The sequence below is a fragment of the Streptomyces uncialis genome (assembly GCF_036250755.1).
GTDB classification, from domain to species: Bacteria; Actinomycetota; Actinomycetes; order Streptomycetales; family Streptomycetaceae; genus Streptomyces; species Streptomyces uncialis.
Genome location: NZ_CP109583.1, coordinates 5,636,292 through 5,655,385, shown reverse-complemented (window position 1 = coordinate 5,655,385; position 19,094 = coordinate 5,636,292). Strand labels below are relative to the sequence as shown.

Annotated in this window: 16 protein-coding genes and 1 tRNA gene; 4 read left to right on the top strand and 13 right to left on the bottom strand. The window is 69.7% G+C overall.

What is annotated here, in order from left to right; genetic code table 11:
• Positions 1 to 88 precede the first annotated feature (88 nt).
• From rpoB to OG711_RS23525, 10 genes are all read right to left on the bottom strand, one after another.
• Positions 89 to 3,574: a DNA-directed RNA polymerase subunit beta gene (gene rpoB / locus OG711_RS23570; RefSeq protein WP_073792899.1), complete on the bottom strand. Its 3,486-nt coding sequence runs from the start codon at positions 3,572 to 3,574 to the stop codon at positions 89 to 91.
• A 619-nt stretch (positions 3,575 to 4,193) separates the two neighbouring features.
• Positions 4,194 to 4,574 carry a 50S ribosomal protein L7/L12 gene (gene rplL / locus OG711_RS23565; RefSeq protein ID WP_073792900.1) on the bottom strand — a complete coding sequence of 127 codons (381 nt, stop codon included), beginning with the start codon at positions 4,572 to 4,574 and terminating at the stop codon, positions 4,194 to 4,196.
• 129 nt (positions 4,575 to 4,703) lie between these two features.
• Positions 4,704 to 5,234, bottom strand: coding sequence for a 50S ribosomal protein L10 (gene rplJ, locus OG711_RS23560; RefSeq protein ID WP_073792901.1), 531 nt, complete (start codon positions 5,232 to 5,234; stop codon positions 4,704 to 4,706).
• A 703-nt stretch (positions 5,235 to 5,937) separates the two neighbouring features.
• Entirely contained in the window at positions 5,938 to 6,846 is a 909-nt protein-coding gene (locus OG711_RS23555) for a hypothetical protein (RefSeq protein ID WP_073792902.1), read from the bottom strand.
• A gap of 101 nt (positions 6,847 to 6,947) precedes the next feature.
• Positions 6,948 to 7,823 carry a hypothetical protein gene (locus OG711_RS23550; RefSeq protein WP_266516521.1) on the bottom strand — a complete coding sequence of 292 codons (876 nt, stop codon included), beginning with the start codon at positions 7,821 to 7,823 and terminating at the stop codon, positions 6,948 to 6,950.
• Between the two features lie 165 nt (positions 7,824 to 7,988).
• Entirely contained in the window at positions 7,989 to 8,717 is a 729-nt protein-coding gene (gene rplA, locus OG711_RS23545) for a 50S ribosomal protein L1 (RefSeq protein WP_073792904.1), read from the bottom strand.
• Between the two features lie 157 nt (positions 8,718 to 8,874).
• Complete coding sequence (rplK, locus tag OG711_RS23540) at positions 8,875 to 9,309, bottom strand: 50S ribosomal protein L11 (RefSeq protein WP_073792905.1); 435 nt, start codon at positions 9,307 to 9,309, stop codon at positions 8,875 to 8,877.
• Positions 9,310 to 9,511: 202 nt separating this feature from the next.
• Positions 9,512 to 10,477 (bottom strand): transcription termination/antitermination protein NusG, encoded by a 966-nt coding sequence (gene nusG / locus OG711_RS23535; RefSeq protein WP_329560274.1) that lies wholly within the window; start codon positions 10,475 to 10,477, stop codon positions 9,512 to 9,514.
• A gap of 90 nt (positions 10,478 to 10,567) precedes the next feature.
• Positions 10,568 to 10,855, bottom strand: coding sequence for a preprotein translocase subunit SecE (gene secE, locus OG711_RS23530; protein ID WP_073792907.1), 288 nt, complete (start codon positions 10,853 to 10,855; stop codon positions 10,568 to 10,570).
• A gap of 112 nt (positions 10,856 to 10,967) precedes the next feature.
• Positions 10,968 to 11,040, bottom strand: a tRNA-Trp gene (locus tag OG711_RS23525).
• Positions 11,041 to 11,265: 225 nt separating this feature from the next.
• On the opposite strand from OG711_RS23525, the gene OG711_RS23520 reads away from it, so the two are divergent.
• Together OG711_RS23520 and OG711_RS23515 are read left to right on the top strand one after the other, a co-directional pair.
• Positions 11,266 to 12,492 carry a pyridoxal phosphate-dependent aminotransferase gene (locus tag OG711_RS23520; protein ID WP_073793080.1) on the top strand — a complete coding sequence of 409 codons (1,227 nt, stop codon included), beginning with the start codon at positions 11,266 to 11,268 and terminating at the stop codon, positions 12,490 to 12,492.
• A 139-nt stretch (positions 12,493 to 12,631) separates the two neighbouring features.
• A complete protein-coding gene (locus OG711_RS23515) occupies positions 12,632 to 13,651 on the top strand; it encodes an adenosine deaminase (protein ID WP_099280514.1) in 1,020 nt (339 codons plus the stop codon).
• A 464-nt stretch (positions 13,652 to 14,115) separates the two neighbouring features.
• Here OG711_RS23515 and OG711_RS23510 read toward each other — a convergent pair whose 3' ends face one another.
• Positions 14,116 to 14,745 carry a TetR/AcrR family transcriptional regulator gene (locus tag OG711_RS23510; protein ID WP_073792909.1) on the bottom strand — a complete coding sequence of 210 codons (630 nt, stop codon included), beginning with the start codon at positions 14,743 to 14,745 and terminating at the stop codon, positions 14,116 to 14,118.
• An 87-nt stretch (positions 14,746 to 14,832) separates the two neighbouring features.
• Between OG711_RS23510 and OG711_RS23505 the strand changes: the two genes are divergently transcribed.
• The gene (locus tag OG711_RS23505) at positions 14,833 to 15,465 is read left to right on the top strand and encodes an NAD(P)-dependent oxidoreductase (RefSeq protein WP_073792910.1); all 633 of its coding nucleotides are present in this window, start codon (positions 14,833 to 14,835) and stop codon (positions 15,463 to 15,465) included.
• Between the two features lie 12 nt (positions 15,466 to 15,477).
• Here the strand turns inward: OG711_RS23505 and OG711_RS23500 are convergent, their stop codons facing one another.
• The gene (locus OG711_RS23500; RefSeq protein WP_329560273.1) at positions 15,478 to 17,676 is read right to left on the bottom strand and encodes a DUF6596 domain-containing protein; all 2,199 of its coding nucleotides are present in this window, start codon (positions 17,674 to 17,676) and stop codon (positions 15,478 to 15,480) included.
• Positions 17,677 to 17,689: 13 nt separating this feature from the next.
• On the bottom strand, positions 17,690 to 18,013 hold the full coding sequence (locus tag OG711_RS23495) for a YciI family protein (RefSeq protein WP_073792911.1): 324 nt from the start codon (positions 18,011 to 18,013) through the stop codon (positions 17,690 to 17,692).
• A 200-nt stretch (positions 18,014 to 18,213) separates the two neighbouring features.
• Between OG711_RS23495 and OG711_RS23490 the strand changes: the two genes are divergently transcribed.
• On the top strand, positions 18,214 to 18,924 hold the full coding sequence (locus OG711_RS23490; protein ID WP_329560272.1) for a DUF998 domain-containing protein: 711 nt from the start codon (positions 18,214 to 18,216) through the stop codon (positions 18,922 to 18,924).
• The last annotated feature ends 170 nt before the right edge of the window (positions 18,925 to 19,094 follow it).

Below are 19,094 nucleotides of genomic sequence, written 5' to 3'. Positions count from 1 at the left end.
AATCCCTCTCAGGGTTGTGTCTCTCGTGGTCTGTACGGGGTCCGGGGCTGCGGCCGGGATCACCTGGAGGTGATCCCGGCCGGACCCGTCAGACCTCTTCGACGCTGCTCGGCTCGCGCCGGGACAGGTCGATGCCGAGCTCTTCCGCTGCGCGGAAGACGTCCTCGTCGGTGTCGCGCATCTCGATGGACATACCGTCCGAGGACAGCACCTCCACGTTGAGGCACAGGGACTGCATCTCCTTGATGAGCACCTTGAAGGACTCGGGGATGCCGGGCTCGGGGATGTTCTCGCCCTTGACGATCGCCTCGTAGACCTTCACGCGGCCGGTCACGTCGTCGGACTTGATGGTGAGCAGCTCCTGGAGGGCGTAGGCGGCGCCGTATGCCTCCAGCGCCCACACCTCCATCTCTCCGAAGCGCTGGCCACCGAACTGGGCCTTACCACCCAGCGGCTGCTGGGTGATCATCGAGTACGGACCGGTCGACCGGGCGTGAAGCTTGTCGTCGACCAGGTGGTGGAGCTTGAGGATGTACATGTAGCCGACCGAGACCGGCTCCGGGAACGGCTCGCCGGAGCGGCCGTCGTACAGGTTCGCCTTGCCGGTGGGCTGGACCATGCGGTCGCCGTCGCGGTTCGGGATGGTGTGCTCCAGCAGACCCGCCAGCTCGTCCTCGCGGGCGCCGTCGAAGACGGGCGTGGCGACGTTGGTGCGCGGGGCGACCTGGTCGGCCTCGATGGCCTGGAGGCGCTGCGCCCAGTCGTCGGCGAGACCGGAGACGTCCCAGCCCTGGCTGGCGAGCCAGCCGAGATGGATCTCCAGGACCTGTCCGGGGTTCATCCGGGACGGGACACCGAGCGGGTTGAGGATGATGTCGACCGGGGTGCCGTCCTCCATGAACGGCATGTCCTCGATCGGGAGGATCTTGGAGATGACGCCCTTGTTGCCGTGGCGTCCGGCGAGCTTGTCGCCGTCCGTGATCTTCCGCTTCTGGGCGACGTAGACCCGGACCAGCTGGTTGACGCCGGGCGGGAGCTCGTCGCCTTCCTCACGGTCGAAGACGCGGACGCCGATGACCTTGCCGATCTCGCCGTGGGGCACCTTCAGCGAGGTGTCACGGACCTCACGGGCCTTCTCACCGAAGATCGCGCGCAGCAGCCGCTCCTCGGGGGTCAGCTCGGTCTCGCCCTTGGGCGTGACCTTGCCGACGAGGATGTCGCCGGCGACGACCTCGGCACCGATCCGGATGATGCCGCGCTCGTCGAGGTCGGCGAGGACCTCTTCGGAGACGTTCGGGATGTCCCGGGTGATCTCCTCGGGGCCCAGCTTGGTGTCACGGGCGTCGACCTCGTGCTCCTCGATGTGGATCGAGGAGAGGACGTCGTCCTGCACGAGGCGCTGCGACAGGATGATCGCGTCCTCGTAGTTGTGACCTTCCCAGGGCATGAACGCGACGAGCAGGTTCTTGCCCAGCGCCATCTCGCCGTTCTCCGTGGCGGGACCGTCGGCGAGGACCTGGCCCTCGATGACGCGGTCACCCTCGGAGACGACCACCTTCTGGTTGACGGAGGTGCCCTGGTTGGAGCGGGAGAACTTGGCGACGCGGTACGTGGTGTACGTGCCGTCGTCGTTGGTGACGGTGACGTAGTCGGCCGAGACCTCCTGGATGACACCGTCCTTCTCCGCCTTGATGACGTCGCCGGCGTCGGTGGCACAGCGGTACTCCATGCCGGTACCGACGAGCGGGGCCTCCGCCTTGATCAGCGGGACGGCCTGACGCATCATGTTCGCGCCCATGAGGGCACGGTTGGCGTCGTCGTGCTCCAGGAAGGGGATCATCGCGGTCGCGACGGACACCATCTGGCGCGGCGAGACGTCCATGTAGTCGACGTCCGTGCCGGGCACGTAGTCGACCTCTCCGCCACGGCGGCGGACCAGGACGCGGTTCTCGGCGAACAGCATGTCGTCGGTCAGCACGGCGTTGGCCTGCGCGATGACGAAGCGGTCCTCCTCGTCGGCGGTCAGGTAGTCGACGTCGTCGCTGACCCGGCCGTCGATGACCTTGCGGTACGGGGTCTCGACGAAACCGAACGCGTTGACGCGGCCGTAGGAGGCGAGCGAGCCGATCAGACCGATGTTCGGGCCTTCGGGGGTCTCGATCGGGCACATGCGGCCGTAGTGCGAGGGGTGCACGTCACGGACCTCGAAGCCGGCCCGCTCACGCGAGAGGCCACCCGGGCCGAGCGCCGACAGGCGGCGCTTGTGGGTGAGCCCCGAGAGCGGGTTGTTCTGGTCCATGAACTGCGACAGCTGGCTGGTGCCGAAGAACTCCTTGATGGAGGCGACGACCGGCCGGATGTTGATCAGGGTCTGCGGCGTGATCGCCTCGACGTCCTGGGTGGTCATGCGCTCACGCACGACACGCTCCATACGGGCGAGACCCGTACGGACCTGGTTCTGGATCAGCTCGCCCACGTTACGCAGACGACGGTTGCCGAAGTGGTCGATGTCGTCGGTCTCGACGACGATGGACCGGCCCGACTCGCCGATCGTCTCGGTCTCGCCGGCGTGCAGCTTGACCAGGTACTTGATGGTCGCGATGACGTCGTCGTTGGTGAGCACGCCGGCGTCCAGCGGCTCGTCCGCGCCGAGCTTCTTGTTGACCTTGTAGCGGCCGACCTTCGCGAGGTCGTAGCGCTTGGGGTTGAAGTAGAGGTTCTCCAGAAGGGTCTGGGCGGCCTCACGGGTGGGCGGCTCGCCCGGACGCAGCTTGCGGTAGATGTCGAGCAGCGCGTCGTCCTGGCCCTGGGTGTGGTCCTTCTCCAGGGTGGCGCGCATGGACTCGTACTCGCCGAACTCCTCCAGGATCTGCTCGGTGGTCCAGCCGAGAGCCTTCAGAAGGACGGTGACGGACTGCTTGCGCTTGCGGTCGATGCGGACACCGACCATGTCGCGCTTGTCGATCTCCATCTCCAGCCAGGCACCCCGGGACGGGATGATCTTGGCGGAGAAGATGTCCTTGTCGGACGTCTTGTCGATGGAGGAGTCGAAGTAGACACCGGGCGAACGGACGAGCTGCGACACGACGACACGCTCGGTGCCGTTGATGACGAAGGTGCCCTTGTTGGTCATGAGCGGGAAATCGCCCATGAAGACCGTCTGGGACTTGATCTCGCCGGTCTCGTTGTTGGTGAACTCGGCGGTGACGAAGAGCGGCGCGGCGAACGTGAAGTCGCGCTCCTTGCACTCGTCGATGGAGTTCTTCGGAGGCTCGAAGCGGTGGTCGCGGAAGGTCAGCGACATCGACCCGGAGAAGTCCTCGATCGGGGAGATCTCCTCGAAGATCTCCTCCAGACCTGACTTCCTGGGGACGTCCTGTCCGCTTTCCAGAGCCGCCTCGACACGAGCCTTCCACGCGTCGTTGCCGAGCAGCCAGTCAAAGCTCTCGGTTTGCAGCGCAAGAAGGTTCGGAACCTCAAGGGGCTCCTTGATCTTTGCAAAGGAGATGCGCAGCGGGGCGGTGCTGGCGCCGTTGTTCGTATTCGCGGTCGAGGCAGTGCGCGAGGCGGCCAAGAGGGGGTCCTTCCGAGGGCTCGGACTCACTACGCGCGTACCGGTCCCCCGCCTGGACACAGAGACAGAAGACCCAGGTCAGGGCCGGGTATCGACTCGATGCTCAAGCATGGGCATGCCCCTGGTGACGGGCAGGAGGCAGCTAACAGGCAGCGCAAAGGGTCAGTGTAGCCACAAGGCTCACTGATGTCCAGCTCGGGTTCTGCGACACCCTCTGTGTTCTCAACACCTGCTGCCAGTCACGCCCTCAATGCACATCGATACTGCCCTCTTCGCCGTCGATCCATGCCTCGGATCGCGGATCGTTGTGACGACGCGTCCTGAGAATTGCGCGCTGCGTGCGGTTCGTCAAGGCCCCCACCCCCGAACCGGGTGCCGCGATCGTCACTGATCACCGTCGTCGCGCGCCGTCACCGGGGCCGCCGGAGACACAACGAAGATCACCATACTCGTCAGCGCCCGGACCGCAAGCAGCCCTTCGGGCGACCCCCGGAACGCCGAACGGCGACCACCCACTTGGGTGATCGCCGTTCAGGGTGTCCGCGTTACAGCGAACGGGTGCGAGGGGCGCCACAAGGGCGCCCGGCTCGCCGGGAAGCCGTACAGGCTCCCCTTCGGGTCACTTGACCTCGACGGAGGCGCCGGCGCCCTTGAGGGACTCGGCAGCCTTCTCGGCGGCCTCCTTGGCGACCTTCTCCAGGACGGGCTTCGGGGCGCCGTCGACGAGGTCCTTGGCCTCCTTCAGACCGAGCGAGGTCAGCTCACGCACGACCTTGATGACCTGGATCTTCTTCTCGCCGGCACCGGTGAGGATGACGTCGAACTCGTCCTGCTCCTCGGGGGCCTCGGCGACAGCGGCAGCGCCACCGGCGGCGACGGCGACCGGGGCGGCGGCCGTGACGTCGAACTTCTCCTCGAAGGCGGAGACGAACGCGGAGAGCTCAAGGAGGGTCATGTCCTCGAACTGGGCAAGCAGGTCATCCTGGCTGAGCTTCGCCATGACGGGCGATCCTTCCACTAATTCGGCGGGTGCCGGGTGTATATGTCAGGCGGGCGTACGTCGGGCCCGCTTCGACCTCCGCTGACGCGACCGGGGTCACGTCACGCGGGGATCAAGGTGCGAGCCGAATTACTCGGCACCGCCCTGCTCGGCCTTCTTGGCGCGAAGCGCTTCCGCGGTGCGGACGAACTTCGACGGGAGCGCCTGGAAGAGCGCGGCAGCCTGCGACTGCTTGCCCTTCATTGCGCCCGCCAGCTTGGCGAGCAGAACCTCGCGGGACTCAAGGTCCGCGAGCTTCTTGAACTCGTCGGCGGACATCGTCTTGCCGTCAAGGACTCCGCCCTTGATGACGAGATTCGGGTTGTCCTTGGCGAAGTCACGAAGACCCTTCGCCGACTCCACCGGGTCACCGGTGACGAAGGCGACCGCTGTCGGACCGTTGAAAAGGTCGTCCAGCGTCGAGATCCCGGCCTCATTGGCCGCGATCTTGGTCAGCGTGTTCTTCACCACGGCGTACTGGGCGTTCTCACCGAGCGAACGGCGCAGCTGCTTGAGCTGTGCCACGGTGAGACCGCGGTACTCGGTCAGCACGGCGGCGTTCGAGCTGCGGAACTTGTCCGTCAGCTCGGCAACCGCGTCAGCCTTGTCGGGCCTCGCCATGAGTCTCGGCCTCCTTCCGGGTGATTCGGACCGCGCGGACCCGAAGGAGGAAAACTGGGGAAAACGAAACGCCCCGGCACGGGTGCACGGGGCGTGGCTCTACCGGACGTGGTCCGGGAACGTTCCTCGGTCACCTGCGCGGGTCGTCCGCTCGTTCAGCGGAATCCTTCGGCCACCGCGGCTCGGACGAGCGCGCGGCAACGACCAGCGGTCTTTGGCTTCTCGCCGAGAGTACGGGAGGCTGGGGCCGCCGGGCAAATCGACCGGGTCGCCTTCGCTTGCGCCTCCGAGGTCCGTCCGGCTGGCCGTACTCGTCCCTGTGCGGGTCGCTCGGTGGGTGCGCAGTTCCCCGCGCCCCTGGGTGGGTGCCCCCTTGCTGTCGCTCCCCGGGTGCGGGCCCGCCCTCGTCTTTTGCGCAGTTCCCCGCGCCCCTGAAGGGGCACTCCTCTCCTCCCGCAGTCGCGCTGCTACGGGAGGGGGTGGGCGGGAATCTCTGCTCGCAGACTCCGATGCTCTTCAGTCGAGTCACGGAACGTCTTACCGAGCGTGTCGGATCGAGGACGGAGAATCCCGACCGGCACCGACCCGAAGAACAAACAGAACGCGCCCCAAAGGGGCGCGGGGAACTGCGCGAAACCACCGAACGACGGCACAGCAACGAAGTACGTCCAGCCGGACAGACCCAGAAGCGCAAGCGAAGGCGTTACGCAGGGTCTTCCTTGTCGAGCTTCTTGATCGTCTCAAGGAGGTCGAGGGTCTCGGACGCCTTCGGCACCTCGGCCTTCACCTCCGTGCCGTAGTCCGAGTACTTCGTGCTGATGTCGATGACACCCCGCTCGACCTGGGTCTTGACGTCCATCCGCACCGGGAGGTCGTCACCGTTGACCCAGGCCTCGATGTCGTACCCCTTGACCCCGGCCTTCTTCATGTTCTTGAGGAGCTCGTCCCGCTCCTCCTTGTCGAGGTCCGCGAGCGCGTCGTTCGTCTTGAGCATCTCGGCGACCGTGAGCTTGCCCTTGTAGTGCTCGGCCTCGGCGCCATCGATCTTCTGCGTACCGACGTGCTTCAGGTTGGGCGACTCCAGGAGCAGCGCGAGCTGCTGGGCCGGGTCCTGGTTCGTGTTCTCCAGGCTGATGTCCAGCATGGTCCGCGGGGTGGGGTCCTTCGTCTCCTCCGCGTACTCCGCGACCGCCTTGGTGTCCATCTTCAGCCAGCGCTTGCCCTCCATCCCCGAGGCAGCGGTGGAGCCCATGTCCATGTACATGACGCCGTCGCGCTGGACCGTACGCGACTTGTCCGGGGTGCCCGGCTCGTCGCCCAGCGAGGAGCCCGTGAGGGTGACGTCCATGACGGACGGTTCCCAGCCGACCACGCCGGACATGTCCATGTCGCCGCCGCCGTTGGCGAACGGCATCCTCATGGTCATGTCGACCTTGGCGGACTTGGCGTCGGTGGTCTTCTTGAAGGCGGCGGTCAGCGCCTTGGCCGGAGACGCCGACGAACCGTCACTCTTCGCGTCGGAGTCGCCGCCGCTGCACGCGACCCCCGTCGTACACAGCAGTGCCGTCGTGAGCACCGCGCCGATGATCCGCGGCTTCTTGTTGGTCTGCATTGCCCCACCCCTGTACAAACATGACGATCTCACTGCGGATCAACGACCCTACCGGAGCTCATCCGCACCGCCCGGCCCACGACGTACCACCGGAAACAGGGCTATTGCCCGCCTCGGGAGGGCAAAAGCGCCGCGTAATCGACGGTGTCCGCGGGCGGGGGCGCGGTCACCGGGGCGACGCGGACGCCGAACTGGCGGTAATACGCCGTGCTGTGCAGCGTCCCGGCGGCGGTCTCGCTGCGTTCGGCGCGCTTGACGAGGCGGCCGGCCCCGTCGATCCATACGTCGACGCGTTCCTCGGTGACCCCGGCGGCCCGGAGCTGGTCGCGCAGTTCGGCGGACTCGTCGGCGGCGGGGCCCCGGGTGGGCAGGTCGGCGGGGCGCAGGGTGCCGGTGTACCGGGTGGCGGGGACGCCGCGTACCGTCTCGCGGCCGGTGCGGCGGGTGTCGGGGGCGGCGAGGAGGAGTTCCACGGACTGGTTGGGGGCGAAGTTCGCCGAGGAGTCGTGGGGGTGGCGGACCCAGTGCCGGCCGCCGGACTCCGCGGCGAACGCGTCGCTCATCCGCGCGTAGTACACCCCGTCGACGAACCGGGCCTCGGTGGTGCCGATGTCCAGGCCGCGCAGCGTCCCGACGAGGGTGCCGCCGGTGTAGCGGATGGTCAGGGCGCCGTTGAGGCCGTCGCGCCAGCCGAGGGTGCCGGTGGTCCGGGTGGAGACCCGGTCGCCCATGGTCATGACGGCGGTGACCCGTGCGGAGCCCGCCTGGCGGGTGACGGTGGAGGCGGTGCGCAGGGCGCGCAGCACCTCGGCGGGGACGGTGGCCCGGGGCCGGGGGTCGTCGCGGTCGCCGGGGGCCTCGCAGGCGGTCAGGGCGAGGAAGCCGCAGCCGGTGATGAGCAGGAGCGGTCCGAGCACGAGCGCGCACAGGGACAGCAGGGTGCTCCGGCGGGTGACACCCGTACGCGCTGTGCCCATGTCCCGCAAGCCCCCGTCCCCCGCCGTGTGCGGCGCTGCCCGCACGCTAGCGCAGGTCAGGCCGAGCCGAGGGGGGAACGGCGGGCAACGGGACGGGCCCCGTGCCCTCCGGGGGAACCGGAGGGCACGGGGCCCGTGAGGTCACGCGCGCGTGGACCCGTTCGCTCAGACGGCGGCGGGGTCTTCCTCGGTGAGGAGGTTGCGGGTGCGGTTGGGGTCGACGGGCACACCGGGGCCGACCGTCGTGCTGATGACGGCCTTCTTGATGTAGCGGCCCTTCGCGGCGGACGGCTTGAGACGGAGGATCTCCTCCAGGGCCGCGCCGTAGTTCTCCACGAGCTTGGTGTCGTCGAAGGACACCTTGCCGATGATGAAGTGGAGGTTGGAGTGCTTGTCGACGCGGAACTCGATCTTGCCGCCCTTGATCTCGTTCACGGCCTTGACCACGTCCGGGGTCACCGTGCCGGTCTTCGGGTTCGGCATCAGACCACGCGGGCCGAGGACGCGGCCGAGGCGGCCGACCTTGCCCATGAGGTCCGGGGTGGCGACGACGGCGTCGAACTCGTTCAGGCGCTGGCCCTTGGAGATCTCGTCGATGAGCTCGTCGGAGCCGACGATGTCGGCGCCGGCGGCACGTGCGGCCTCGGCACGGTCACCGGTCGCGAAGACCAGGACCCGGGCGGTCTTGCCGGTGCCGTGCGGGAGGTTCACGGTGCCGCGGACCATCTGGTCGGCCTTGCGGGGGTCGACACCCAGCCGGAAGGCGATCTCGACGGTGCCGTCGTACTTGCTCGTGGAGGTCTCCTTGGCGAGACGCACGGCTTCGAGCGGGGCGTAGAGCTTGTCCCGGTCGATCTTGGCGTCAGCGGCGCGGAGAGACTTGCTGCGCTTCACTTCTGCTCCTGATTTGCAGATTTTCGTCTGGCGGCAAAGCAGCCACCGGACGGGGATGGAGTCGTGGTACGGGCCAGCGCTGGCCCTGCCACATCACTGAAGGTCGTACGGGGTCGTACACGCGCGTACGGGAGGTACGAGCGGGTACGGGAGGGGGTCAGCCCTCGACCGTGACACCCATGGACCGGGCGGTACCCGCGATGATCTTCGCGGCGGCGTCCAGGTCGTTGGCGTTGAGGTCGGCCATCTTGGTGGTGGCGATCTCACGGACCTGCGCCTGGGTGATCTTGGCGACCTTGGTCTTGTGGGGCTCGCCGGAGCCCTTCTCGACACCGGCGGCCTTGAGGATCATCCTCGCGGCCGGCGGGGTCTTGGTGATGAAGGTGAAGGAACGGTCCTCGTAGACCGTGATCTCCACCGGGATGACCCAGCCACGCTGCGACTCGGTCGCCGCGTTGTAGGCCTTGCAGAACTCCATGATGTTGACGCCGTGCTGGCCCAGCGCGGGGCCGACCGGCGGAGCCGGGTTGGCCGCGCCGGCCTGGATCTGGAGCTTGATAAGCCCCGTGACCTTCTTCTTCTTGGGAGGCATTGCTCTCTCCGGGTCCTAGTGAGAGGTGTGAGCGCCCCAGCCGGTCATCCGGATGGAGGCATACCGCACAACGATAACGGGTATGGCCGTACGGTGAAAAACCGACAGGTCAGAACGGTCACGAGGACCGTTCCGACCTGGTCGGAAGCGGATGCTCCAGGAGATCCTGGCGCCGGGGGCCCGCCGGGGCGCCCCGGGCGGCTCAGTTCTTCTGGATCTGGTCGAAGCTCAGCTCGACCGGGGTCTCGCGGCCGAAGATCTCGACCAGACCCTTGACCTTCTTGGAGTCGGCGTTGATCTCGTTGATCGTGGCCTGGAGGGTCGCGAACGGACCATCGGTGACCGTGACCGAGTCGCCGACCTCGAAGTCGAGCACCTGGACCTCGATCTTGCGCTGCGGCACAGGACGGCCCTCGGCGTCGGCAGCCTCACGGGCTGCCTTGGCCTCGGCCTCCGGGGCGAGCATCTTGACGATCTCGTCCAGGGTCAGCGGGTACGGGTCGTAGGCGTTGCCGACGAAGCCGGTGACACCGGGGGTGTTGCGGACAACGCCCCAGGACTCGTTGGTGAGGTCCATCCGGACCAGGACGTAACCGGGAAGCTTGTTCTGGCGGACGTTCTTACGCTCGCCGTTCTTGATCTGGACGATCTCTTCCTCGGGCACTTCGGCCTGGTAGATGAACTCCTCGACGTTCAGCGAGACGGCACGCTGCTCCAGGTTCGCCTTCACGCGCTTCTCGTAGCCCGCGTAGGTGTGGATGACGTACCACTCGCCGGGGAGGGTGCGCAGTTCCTCGCGGAACGCGGCGGCGGGGTCGACCGGCTCGACGGGCTCGGCCTCTTCGGCCGCCTCGTCCTCGGTCTCGTCCGTGTCCTCGCCGGTGGCCTCGTCCGCGTCGGTGGCCTCGGCGTCGTCACCGTCGGTGTCGGCGTCGGCGTCGGCCTCTTCGGCGACGGCGGTGGCCTCGTCGGTGTCCGTGTCCTCGACGTCCTCGTCCTCGACGTGGAGCGCGGCTTCCTCGGCCGGCTCACCCGCGGCGATGTCGGCAGCCTCGGCCTGGTCCGGGTCCTCGGCGTCCGCGGCCTCCACGATGTCGAGCTCGTCCTCGATGGACTCCGCATCGACCTCAGCGGGCTCGACGGCGTCGTTCAGGTTCGGGTCAGACACGGTGGCTGCTTCTTCCTGGATACAGAGGGGTGGAACACGCGAAAAGGACACCGGCGTCGGCGTCCTTCACTCGCGGCTGTGCTTCCGGCATCAGCCGAAGACGTACTTCGCGACTCGGTCGAGACCCAAGTCAAGCACGGTCACGATGCCGATCATGATGACCACGAAGATGATCACGACGGTCGTGTACGTCGTCAGCTGGGAGCGCGTGGGCCAGACGACCTTGCGCAGCTCCGCGACGATCTGGCGGTAGAAGAGCGCGAGCCGACCGAACGGGCCCTTCTTGCCGCGCTTGCCGCCCTTGCGGCTCTTCTTCTCGGATTCAGGAGCTTCGTCCTGAGCATCAGGCATGTCGATGGAGCCCACGGCGTCCGTCACTCGTCCTCACCTGATTCCCGGGTCGGCCGTGCCGCGCCCGGTTGAGCCGCACGACGGTGCATTGCGGTACGTACAATCGCATCCACACATCCGGAGGAGGAAGTGTGCCTTGCAGGGCCGGAGGGACTTGAACCCCCAACCGCTGGTTTTGGAGACCAGTGCTCTACCAATTGAGCTACGACCCTTTGGTTCGCCCCAACGTACCGCATCCACCCGACTCCGCGGAGTGGGTGCGACGGACGCGTCCGCTGATGGCCAACGAGGAATGAGTGTACGTGTTCCGGGGGCTGCCGTCGAACAGATCGCGTCCGGACGGGCGATGGCTGCGCCTTCATCCCGGGGCTGTGCCCGGTGACCGCACTGTGAAACCCGTGTGTCCTGCTCCTTTCGGGTCTGAAAGCATGGGCTCCATGAGCGCTGCAACCTCTCCGACCGAGCGCCGGGTCTCCGCCCGAGTCGGCGCGATCTCCGAATCCGCCACCCTCGCCGTGGACGCCAAGGCCAAGGCACTGAAGGCCGCCGGGCGTCCGGTGATCGGCTTCGGCGCCGGTGAACCCGACTTCCCGACCCCGGACTACATCGTTCAAGCCGCCATCGAGGCGTGCAAGAACCCGAAGTTCCACCGCTACACCCCGGCAGGCGGTCTGCCGGAGCTGAAGGCGGCCATCGCCGCGAAGACGCTCCGCGACTCCGGATACGAGGTCGAGGCGTCGCAGGTCCTGGTGACCAACGGCGGCAAGCAGGCCATCTACGAGGCGTTCGCCGCGATCCTCGACCCGGGCGACGAGGTCATCGTCCCGGCGCCCTACTGGACGACGTACCCCGAGTCGATCCGGCTCGCGGGCGGCGTCCCGGTGGACGTCGTCACCGACGAGACCAGCGGCTACCGCGTGAGCGTGGAGCAGCTGGAGGCCGCCCGTACCGAGAAGACGAAGGTGCTGCTGTTCGTCTCCCCCTCCAACCCGACCGGGGCCGTCTACAGCGCCGAGGACACCGAGGCGATCGGCCGCTGGGCCGTCGAGCACGGGCTGTGGGTGCTCACCGACGAGATCTACGAGCACCTGGTCTACGGCGACACCGCCTTCACCTCGCTCCCGGCGGTCCTGCCCGAGCTGCGGGACAAGTGCATCGTCGTCAACGGGGTGGCGAAGACGTACGCCATGACCGGCTGGCGGGTCGGCTGGATGATCGGCCCGAAGGACGTCGTCAAGGCCGCGACCAACCTCCAGTCGCATGCCACGTCCAATGTCTCCAACGTCGCCCAGGCCGCCGCGCTGGCGGCCGTCTCCGGTGATCTGGAGGCCGTGTCCGCGATGCGTGAGGCGTTCGACCGGCGCCGGCGGACCATCGTGCGGATGCTGAACGAGATCGACGGTGTCGTCTGCCCCGAGCCGGAGGGCGCGTTCTACGTGTACCCGTCGGTGAAGGCGCTGCTCGGCAAGGAGATCCGGGGCAAGCGGCCGAGCAGCAGTGTGGAGCTGGCCGCGCTGATCCTCGACGAGGTCGAGGTCGCGGTGGTGCCCGGCGAGGCGTTCGGTACGCCCGGTTATCTGCGGCTGTCGTACGCGCTCGGCGACGAGGACCTCGCGGAGGGCGTGGCCCGTATCCAGAAGCTCCTCGCGGAGGCGACGGACTGACCGACCCTGCGGGCCGCCGCGTGCGGTACGCCACAGAGGCGGGTTCCCACCCTGGTGGGGGCCCGCTTCTTCGTTCGGGCAAGGACCCGAACGGGGAAAGCCGGTACCGGGCGCCCTCCGGGTGCGGCAAGATCCTGGGATGGAGCACGTTCGAGACCTCGGCGCACTGCCGAAGGCGCATCTGCATCTGCACTTCACGGGTTCGATGCGGCCCGGCACGCTGCTGGAGCTGGCCGACAAGTACGGGGTGCATCTGCCCGCCGCGCTGACCGGCGGTGAGCCGCCGGACCTGCGGGCCACCGACGAACGCGGCTGGTTCCGCTTCCAGCGGCTGTACGACATGGCCCGGTCCTGTCTGCGGGAGCCGGAGGACATCCAGCGGCTGGTGCGCGAGGCCGCGGAGGAGGACATCCGGGACGGGTCCGGGTGGCTGGAGATCCAGGTGGACCCGACCTCGTACGCGCCGCGGCTCGGCGGGCTGATCCCCGCGCTGGAGATCATCCTGGACGCGGTGGAGACGGCGTCCCGGGACACCGGGCTGGGGATACGGGTACTGGTCGCGGCGAACCGGATGAAGCATCCGCTGGACGCGCGGACCCTGGCGCGGCTCGCGGTGCGGTACACCGACCGGGGGGTCGTCGGGTTCGGGCTGTCCAACGACGAGCGGCGCGGGATGGCCCGCGACTTCGACCGGGCGTTCGCGATCGCGCGGGACGGCGGGCTGCTGTCGGCCCCGCACGGCGGTGAACTGACGGGACCCGCGTCGGTACGGGACTGCCTGGACGATCTGCACGCGGACCGGGTCGGGCACGGGGTGCGGGCCGCGGAGGACCCGCGGCTGCTGAAGCGGCTGGCGGACCGGCAGGTGACGTGCGAGGTGTGTCCGACGTCGAACGTCGCGCTGGGCGTCTACGACAAGCAGGAGGACGTGCCCCTGCGGAAGCTGTTCGACGCGGGGGTGCCGTTGGCGCTCGGGGCGGACGATCCGCTGCTGTTCGGGGCGCGGCTGAACGAGCAGTACGTGATCGCGCGGGATGTGCACGGGTTCTCCGATCCGGAGCTGGCGGAGCTGGCACGGCAGTCCGTACGGGCGTCCGCCGCGCCGACGGGTACGAAGGAGTCCCTCCTCGCGGACATCGACACCTGGCTCACGTCCTGAGTCCCGGCTGAGCCCCACGGTTTCGGTTCCCGTACTCCCCGCGTACCCCGGGGTCTCCCCACCTGACCCCACTTGTCCCGGTGCGGGTCGTCCGTGGGTGCGCAGTTCCCCGCGCCCCTGGATGCTGCCCCCTTGCGGTCGCTCTCCGGGTGCGGGTCGGCCCTCGTTTTTGCGCAGTTCCCCGCGCCCCTTCGGGGGCGCCCCCTGGGGTTGTTTTTCACCCTCCTCCTCGTGCGGTCGCGGGGCTGCGGGAGGGGGTGGGCGGGAATCTCTGCCCGCAGACTCCGATGCTCTTCAGTCCGGCAAGGGAACGTCGTACCGAGCGCGTTGGAGCGAGGACGGAGAATCCCGACCGGCACCGACCCGAAGAACAAGCCGGGAGCGCCCCAAAGGGGCGCGGGGAACTGCGCACCCCATGGACGACCTGTGCGGGAACAAGTGCGTCCAGCCGGACAGACCTCGGGCTAGCCGGGTGTGGGGGCCAGTCCGGTGAGGACGGTGCGGGCGGCGGTGCGGGCGAAGGTGTCGAGCGACTGGGGTGAGGCCCCGGACTCCGTCGCGTCGTACGCGAAGGCCCGCTGACAGCACGCCCCCATCAGCAGCGCCGCCGCGGTGTACGGGTCCGCGTCGGCCCGCACCCGCCCACCCCGCTGCTCGGCCAGCAGATACGCGGCGAGCCCGTCGATCGGGAGATGCGGCCCCGCCCCGACCTCCCGCAACGCGCTCTCGTGCCGCCGCTTCAGGTGGGTCTCCGCGTACAGCGACGCCGCGATCGGGAAGCTCTGCTCGTAGAACAGCGCGGCGGTCCGCACGATCCCGGTGAGGTTGTCCTCGACGCTGCCCACGCCCGGCTCCCGCGCCAGCTCCGCCATCAGCGGTCCGAGCCGGGGCAGCCGCTCCGCGAGGACGGCCACGAAGAGGTCCTCCTTGCCCGTGAAGTGCTTGTACAGCGCCGCCTCCGAGCAGTCCGCCGCCCGGGCGATCTCCTTGGTGGTGGTCCGGGCCATCCCGACACCCAGCATCAGCTCGTGCGCCGCGTCGAGGATGCGGGTCCTGGCCGGGGGCCGGGCGGGGGTATCTGCGGCTGCGGACATCGGGACCTCCCGGACCGGACTTGACGGGTGAGTGAATGCTTACCCACCCTAGGGGGTGAGTGAACACTTACCCCCTAGGAGGGTGTCATGCGCATCACGGTGTTCGGGGCGACCGGCGGCGTCGGCCGGGAACTGGTGGGGCAGGGACTGGCGGCGGGCCACGAGGTCACCGCGGTGGTACGGGACCCGGCACGGCTGACGGTGACGGGCGACGCCCTCCGGGTCGTCCGCGCCGATCTCACCGTCCCCGGTGAAGTGCGGTCGGCCGTCGCGGGGCAGGACGCCGTGCTCTCCGCGCTCGGCCCGCGCACCCGCAAGGACGCGGGGATCACCGCACCGCTGACCGCGGCGGTCCTCGCCGCGATGGCGGACGAGGGCGTACGGCGGCTGCTCGTGGTGAGCGCCACCCCGCTGGGCACTCCCCCGCCCGGTGAGCCGCGGCTCGACCGGATGATGAAGGCGGTGGTGGACCGGGTGTTCAAGGCCAACTACGACGATCTCCGGGAGATGGAGAAGGCGCTCGCGGCGAGCGGCGCCGACTGGACCGCCGTACGGCCCCCGCGGCTGCTGGACGGCCCGGTGACGGGTGCGTACCGCAGGGCGGTCGGCGGGAATCCGCCCTCCGCGCGGGCGATCCGGCGCGCGGACGTGGCCCATGCCATGCTGGCGGCGATCACCGACCCGGAGACGGTCCGCCGGCCGGTGGGGATCGCCGATTGAGCGCGGCGGGGATCAGTCCCGGCGGGTTCTGAGCCGGGAGAGGGTCCAGCCCGTGCCCGCCGGGTCGAGGGGCCTGGTCGTCCGCTTGAAGAGGTGTTCGGCGCGTTCGTAGGAGAGCCGGGCCAGGCCCGTCACGGGGTCGAGGTCCGCTCCGGCCGCGCGGCGGGCGGGGCCCGGTCTGCGGTCGGTGAGGAACAGCGGGCCCCGGGTGCGGCCCTTGATGTGGGCGGGGAGCAGCAGGGCGGTGCCCGCGCGCCAGCTCACCCAGGTGTCGCCGCTGCGGGCTCGGCGGTCGTCCAGGTCCAGCCGCTCGACGTCGAGGGCGAGCACCCGTTTCACCGGGGCCCCGGATTCGTGCAGCAGCCGCCACAGGAGCCGTTCGCGCGGCGGGACCCCGGGAAGGGCCCACAGGGCTTCGAGTCCGGCCGGGTCGAGCGACGGCGTGCGGGACGCGGTGGGGGTGCGGCGGGTCAGGCCCGCGGCGGGGTCGTCGTCGAGGCCGGCCCAGGCGGCGAAGGAGCGCAGGGCGGAGCGGTGCCGGTTCCAGGTCGCCGGGCTCGCGTCGCCCCAGGCGGTGGTGAAGACGCGTTCGGCCCGCTCGGCGGTGAGTTCGGTGAGCGGCAGCCGGTCGCCGAGCGCGAGCCGCAGTCTGCGCAGTGTCTGGTGGTAGGAGCGGACGGTCGCGGGGTCGAGGTCGTCGCGGGCCAGGAACTCCTCGGCGGCCCGGCCGAGTGCGCGCGGGTCGGGCGGTGCGGGGGGCCCGGGGTGGGCGGCGGTCCAGGAGACGGCGGCGGCGAGGGCGTCGGCGCGGCGCAGGAGGAACGCCCGCTCGGCGGTGTTGCGGGTGAGGGAAGCGGCCCGTTCGAACTCGCGCCGGGCCTCGGTGTGCCGTCCGAGCCGGGACAGCAGGTCGCCGCGGACGCCGGGCAGCAGATGGTAGTCCTTCAGCCGGGGGTCGGCGTCCAGTTCGTCGACGAGGGCGAGTCCGGCCTCCGGTCCGCGGGCGAAGCCCACGGCGACGGCCCGGTTGAGCCGCACCACGGGTGTCGGCAGCAGCCTGACCAGCGCTTCGTACAGGGCGGCGATCCCGGCCCAGTCGGTGTCCCCGGCGGTCCGGGCCTGGGCGTGGGTGACGGCGATCGCGGCCTGGAGGACGTACGGGCCGGGGGTGCGGCCGAGGTCCCGGGCGCGGAGCATCGACGCGAAGCCGCGGCGGATCAGCAGCGGGTCCCAGCGGCCCCGCTGCTGTTCGTGGAGCGGTACCGGTTCGCCGGTGGGGCCGGTACGGGCGGCCGACCGGGACTCCTGGATCTCCAGGAGGGCGGCCAGTCCGTGTGCCTCGGGTTCGTCGGGTGCGAGGGCGGCGAGCAGCCGGGCGAGCCGGAGTGCTTCGAGGGTGAGGCCGGGGCGCAGCAGGTCGTCGCCGGTGGTGGCCGAGTAGCCCTCGTTGAAGATGAGGTAGATCACCTCCAGGACGGAGGAGAGCCGGGCGGCGAGTTCGTCGCCCTGGGGCAGTTCGAAGGGCACCCGGCGTTCGGCGAGGGTGCGTTTGGCGTCCGCGATCCGGCGGGCGGTCACCGTCCCGGTGACGAGGAACGCCCGCCCGATCTCCTCGGCGGTGAGCCCGCCGAGGAGACGCAGGGTGAGCGCGACCCGTTCCTCGGTGGGCAGCACGGGGTGGCAGGACAGGAACATCAGCCGCAGGACGTTGTCGTCGTCCCGGGCGTCGGCCTCCGGTCCTGTTGCGTGGCTTGTTTCGTGGCCTGTTGCGTGGCCTGTTCCGGGGTGGGTTCCCGGGTCGGTTCTCGGGTCGGTCTCCGGGTCGGGAACGGGGGTGGCTCTGAGGTCGTTGCGGGGGCCGGGGGCGTCGTACGGGTCGGGGGCGTCGAACCGGGCGGTGCGGAGCTGTTCCCGCTGGTCGTGGGCGAGGAGTTCCTGTCCGCGGGCGGCGCGCCGCTCGCGGCGGAGGTGGTCGACGGCCCGGCGTTTGGCGACGGCCATCAGCCAGGCGCCCGGGTTGTCCGGGACGCCTGACCGTGGCCACTGTTCGAGCGCCGACACGAGCGCGTCCTGGGCGAGTTCCTCGGCCAGGCCGATGTCCCGGGTCATCCGCGCCAGACCGGCGATGATCCGCGCGGACTCCAGCTTCCAGACCGCGTCGACCGCGCCGGCCGGGTCGGGAGTGGACGGGACGCCGTCGTCCGTGTTCATCGGCGGGCGGCCGTCACTGGCCGAAGACCTGCTGGATCACGCTCTCGCCGTCGCCGACGATCCGGCGGAAGCGGCGGCCCAGCTCCACGGCCTCCTCCTTGGTGCGGACCTCCACCAGCGCGAAGCCGGCCACCGCTTCCTTGGCCTCGGTGAAGGGGCCGTCCGTCACGGTGATCTCGTCGCCGGACGAGACGAGGCGGATGCCCTCGGGGGCGAGGCCGCCGGTCGCCAGCAGGGCACCGGAGGCGGTGAGCTCCTCGACGAACGCCGCCATCTCCTGGAACAGCTTCTCGTCGGGGACGGAGGAGGACGCCTTGGTGGTCATCAGGTAGCGCATGAGGATCTCTCTTCTCTGCTTGCCCCGGAGTCTGTTCCGGTTGCTCTGCCCACACGTCGTTCCGTCGATGTGACAGGGAATGGCGGCGTTCCCTGTCACATTAGCGTTCGACGTGTCAGCGAGCCCACCCCGACGGCAGGCTCACCGGAACCCGGTCCACCGACCGGCGGCCCGGGTCCGAGAACCGAGAAGGGCACGTCATGACCGCCACGCACATCCCCTCCGCCTCCACCGGCTCCGTTTCCTCCGCGTCCGGCCCGTCCGCCCCGGCCCGCCGGTACGCCGGTGCTTCCGTCGCCCGGCGGCTGCTGGTGGCGGGGGCGGTGTCCGCACCGCTGTGGGCGGTCTCCGCCCTGACCCAGGCCGCTACCCGGGACGGCTTCGACATCACCCGTCATCCGCTGAGCGTGCTGAGCAACGGCTCGCTCGGCTGGCTCCAGATCACGACGTTCGTCGTCGTGGGAGTGCTCGCCATGGCGGGTGCGGTGGGGATGCGCCGGGCGCTGCGGGGAACGCCCGGCGGGGTATGGGTGCCCCGGCTGCTGCTGGTCAACGGGATCGCCATGATCGCGGCGGGTGTGTTCGTCATGGACCCGGCCGACGGATTCCCGGCCGGCACCCCGGAGGGAACGCCCGCGTCGCTGTCCGGGGCGAGCATCGGGCACATGGCCGCCGGGTCGGTCGCGTTCTTCTCGCTGATCGCGGCGAACTACGTCCTGGTGAGGCACTTCCGCCGGGCCGGCCGGTCCGCCGAGGCCGTGCTGTCGCTGGTCGCGGGGACGGCGCTGCTGCTCGGCAACGGCTGGGCGATGGCGGGCGGCACGGCCGGGACGCTGACGCTGGCGGTCGGGGCGATCACCGCGATGCTGTGGGTGTCGGCGGTCGCGGCGAGGGCGTCGCGCGGCGTGTGAGGACGGGACGGGGGCCTGGGGCCCCGGGGGCGCGGGGGGCGCGGGGGCGCGGGGGCGCCGGGCGGTCCTCCTGGGCTCCGGCCCGGGGCGGGGGCGTTCGGCGGGGTGTGTGGCGTTCGGCGGGGTGTGTGGCGGGGGGCGGGTCCTGTTCGGGGCCCGCCCTCCGGCTT

Coding starts and splice junctions, on each gene's coding strand:
- rplL (WP_073792900.1), bottom strand. CDS start 4,574: ATGGCGAAGCTCAGCCAGGATGACCTGCTTGCCCAGTTCGAGGACATG.
- rplJ (WP_073792901.1), bottom strand. CDS start 5,234: ATGGCGAGGCCCGACAAGGCTGACGCGGTTGCCGAGCTGACGGACAAG.
- OG711_RS23555 (WP_073792902.1), bottom strand. CDS start 6,846: ATGCAGACCAACAAGAAGCCGCGGATCATCGGCGCGGTGCTCACGACG.
- OG711_RS23550 (WP_266516521.1), bottom strand. CDS start 7,823: ATGGGCACAGCGCGTACGGGTGTCACCCGCCGGAGCACCCTGCTGTCC.
- rplK (WP_073792905.1), bottom strand. CDS start 9,309: ATGCCTCCCAAGAAGAAGAAGGTCACGGGGCTTATCAAGCTCCAGATC.
- OG711_RS23520 (WP_073793080.1), top strand. CDS start 11,266: ATGAGCGCTGCAACCTCTCCGACCGAGCGCCGGGTCTCCGCCCGAGTC.
- OG711_RS23515 (WP_099280514.1), top strand. CDS start 12,632: ATGGAGCACGTTCGAGACCTCGGCGCACTGCCGAAGGCGCATCTGCAT.
- OG711_RS23510 (WP_073792909.1), bottom strand. CDS start 14,745: ATGTCCGCAGCCGCAGATACCCCCGCCCGGCCCCCGGCCAGGACCCGC.
- OG711_RS23505 (WP_073792910.1), top strand. CDS start 14,833: ATGCGCATCACGGTGTTCGGGGCGACCGGCGGCGTCGGCCGGGAACTG.
- OG711_RS23500 (WP_329560273.1), bottom strand. CDS start 17,676: ATGAACACGGACGACGGCGTCCCGTCCACTCCCGACCCGGCCGGCGCG.
- OG711_RS23495 (WP_073792911.1), bottom strand. CDS start 18,013: ATGCGCTACCTGATGACCACCAAGGCGTCCTCCTCCGTCCCCGACGAG.
- OG711_RS23490 (WP_329560272.1), top strand. CDS start 18,214: ATGACCGCCACGCACATCCCCTCCGCCTCCACCGGCTCCGTTTCCTCC.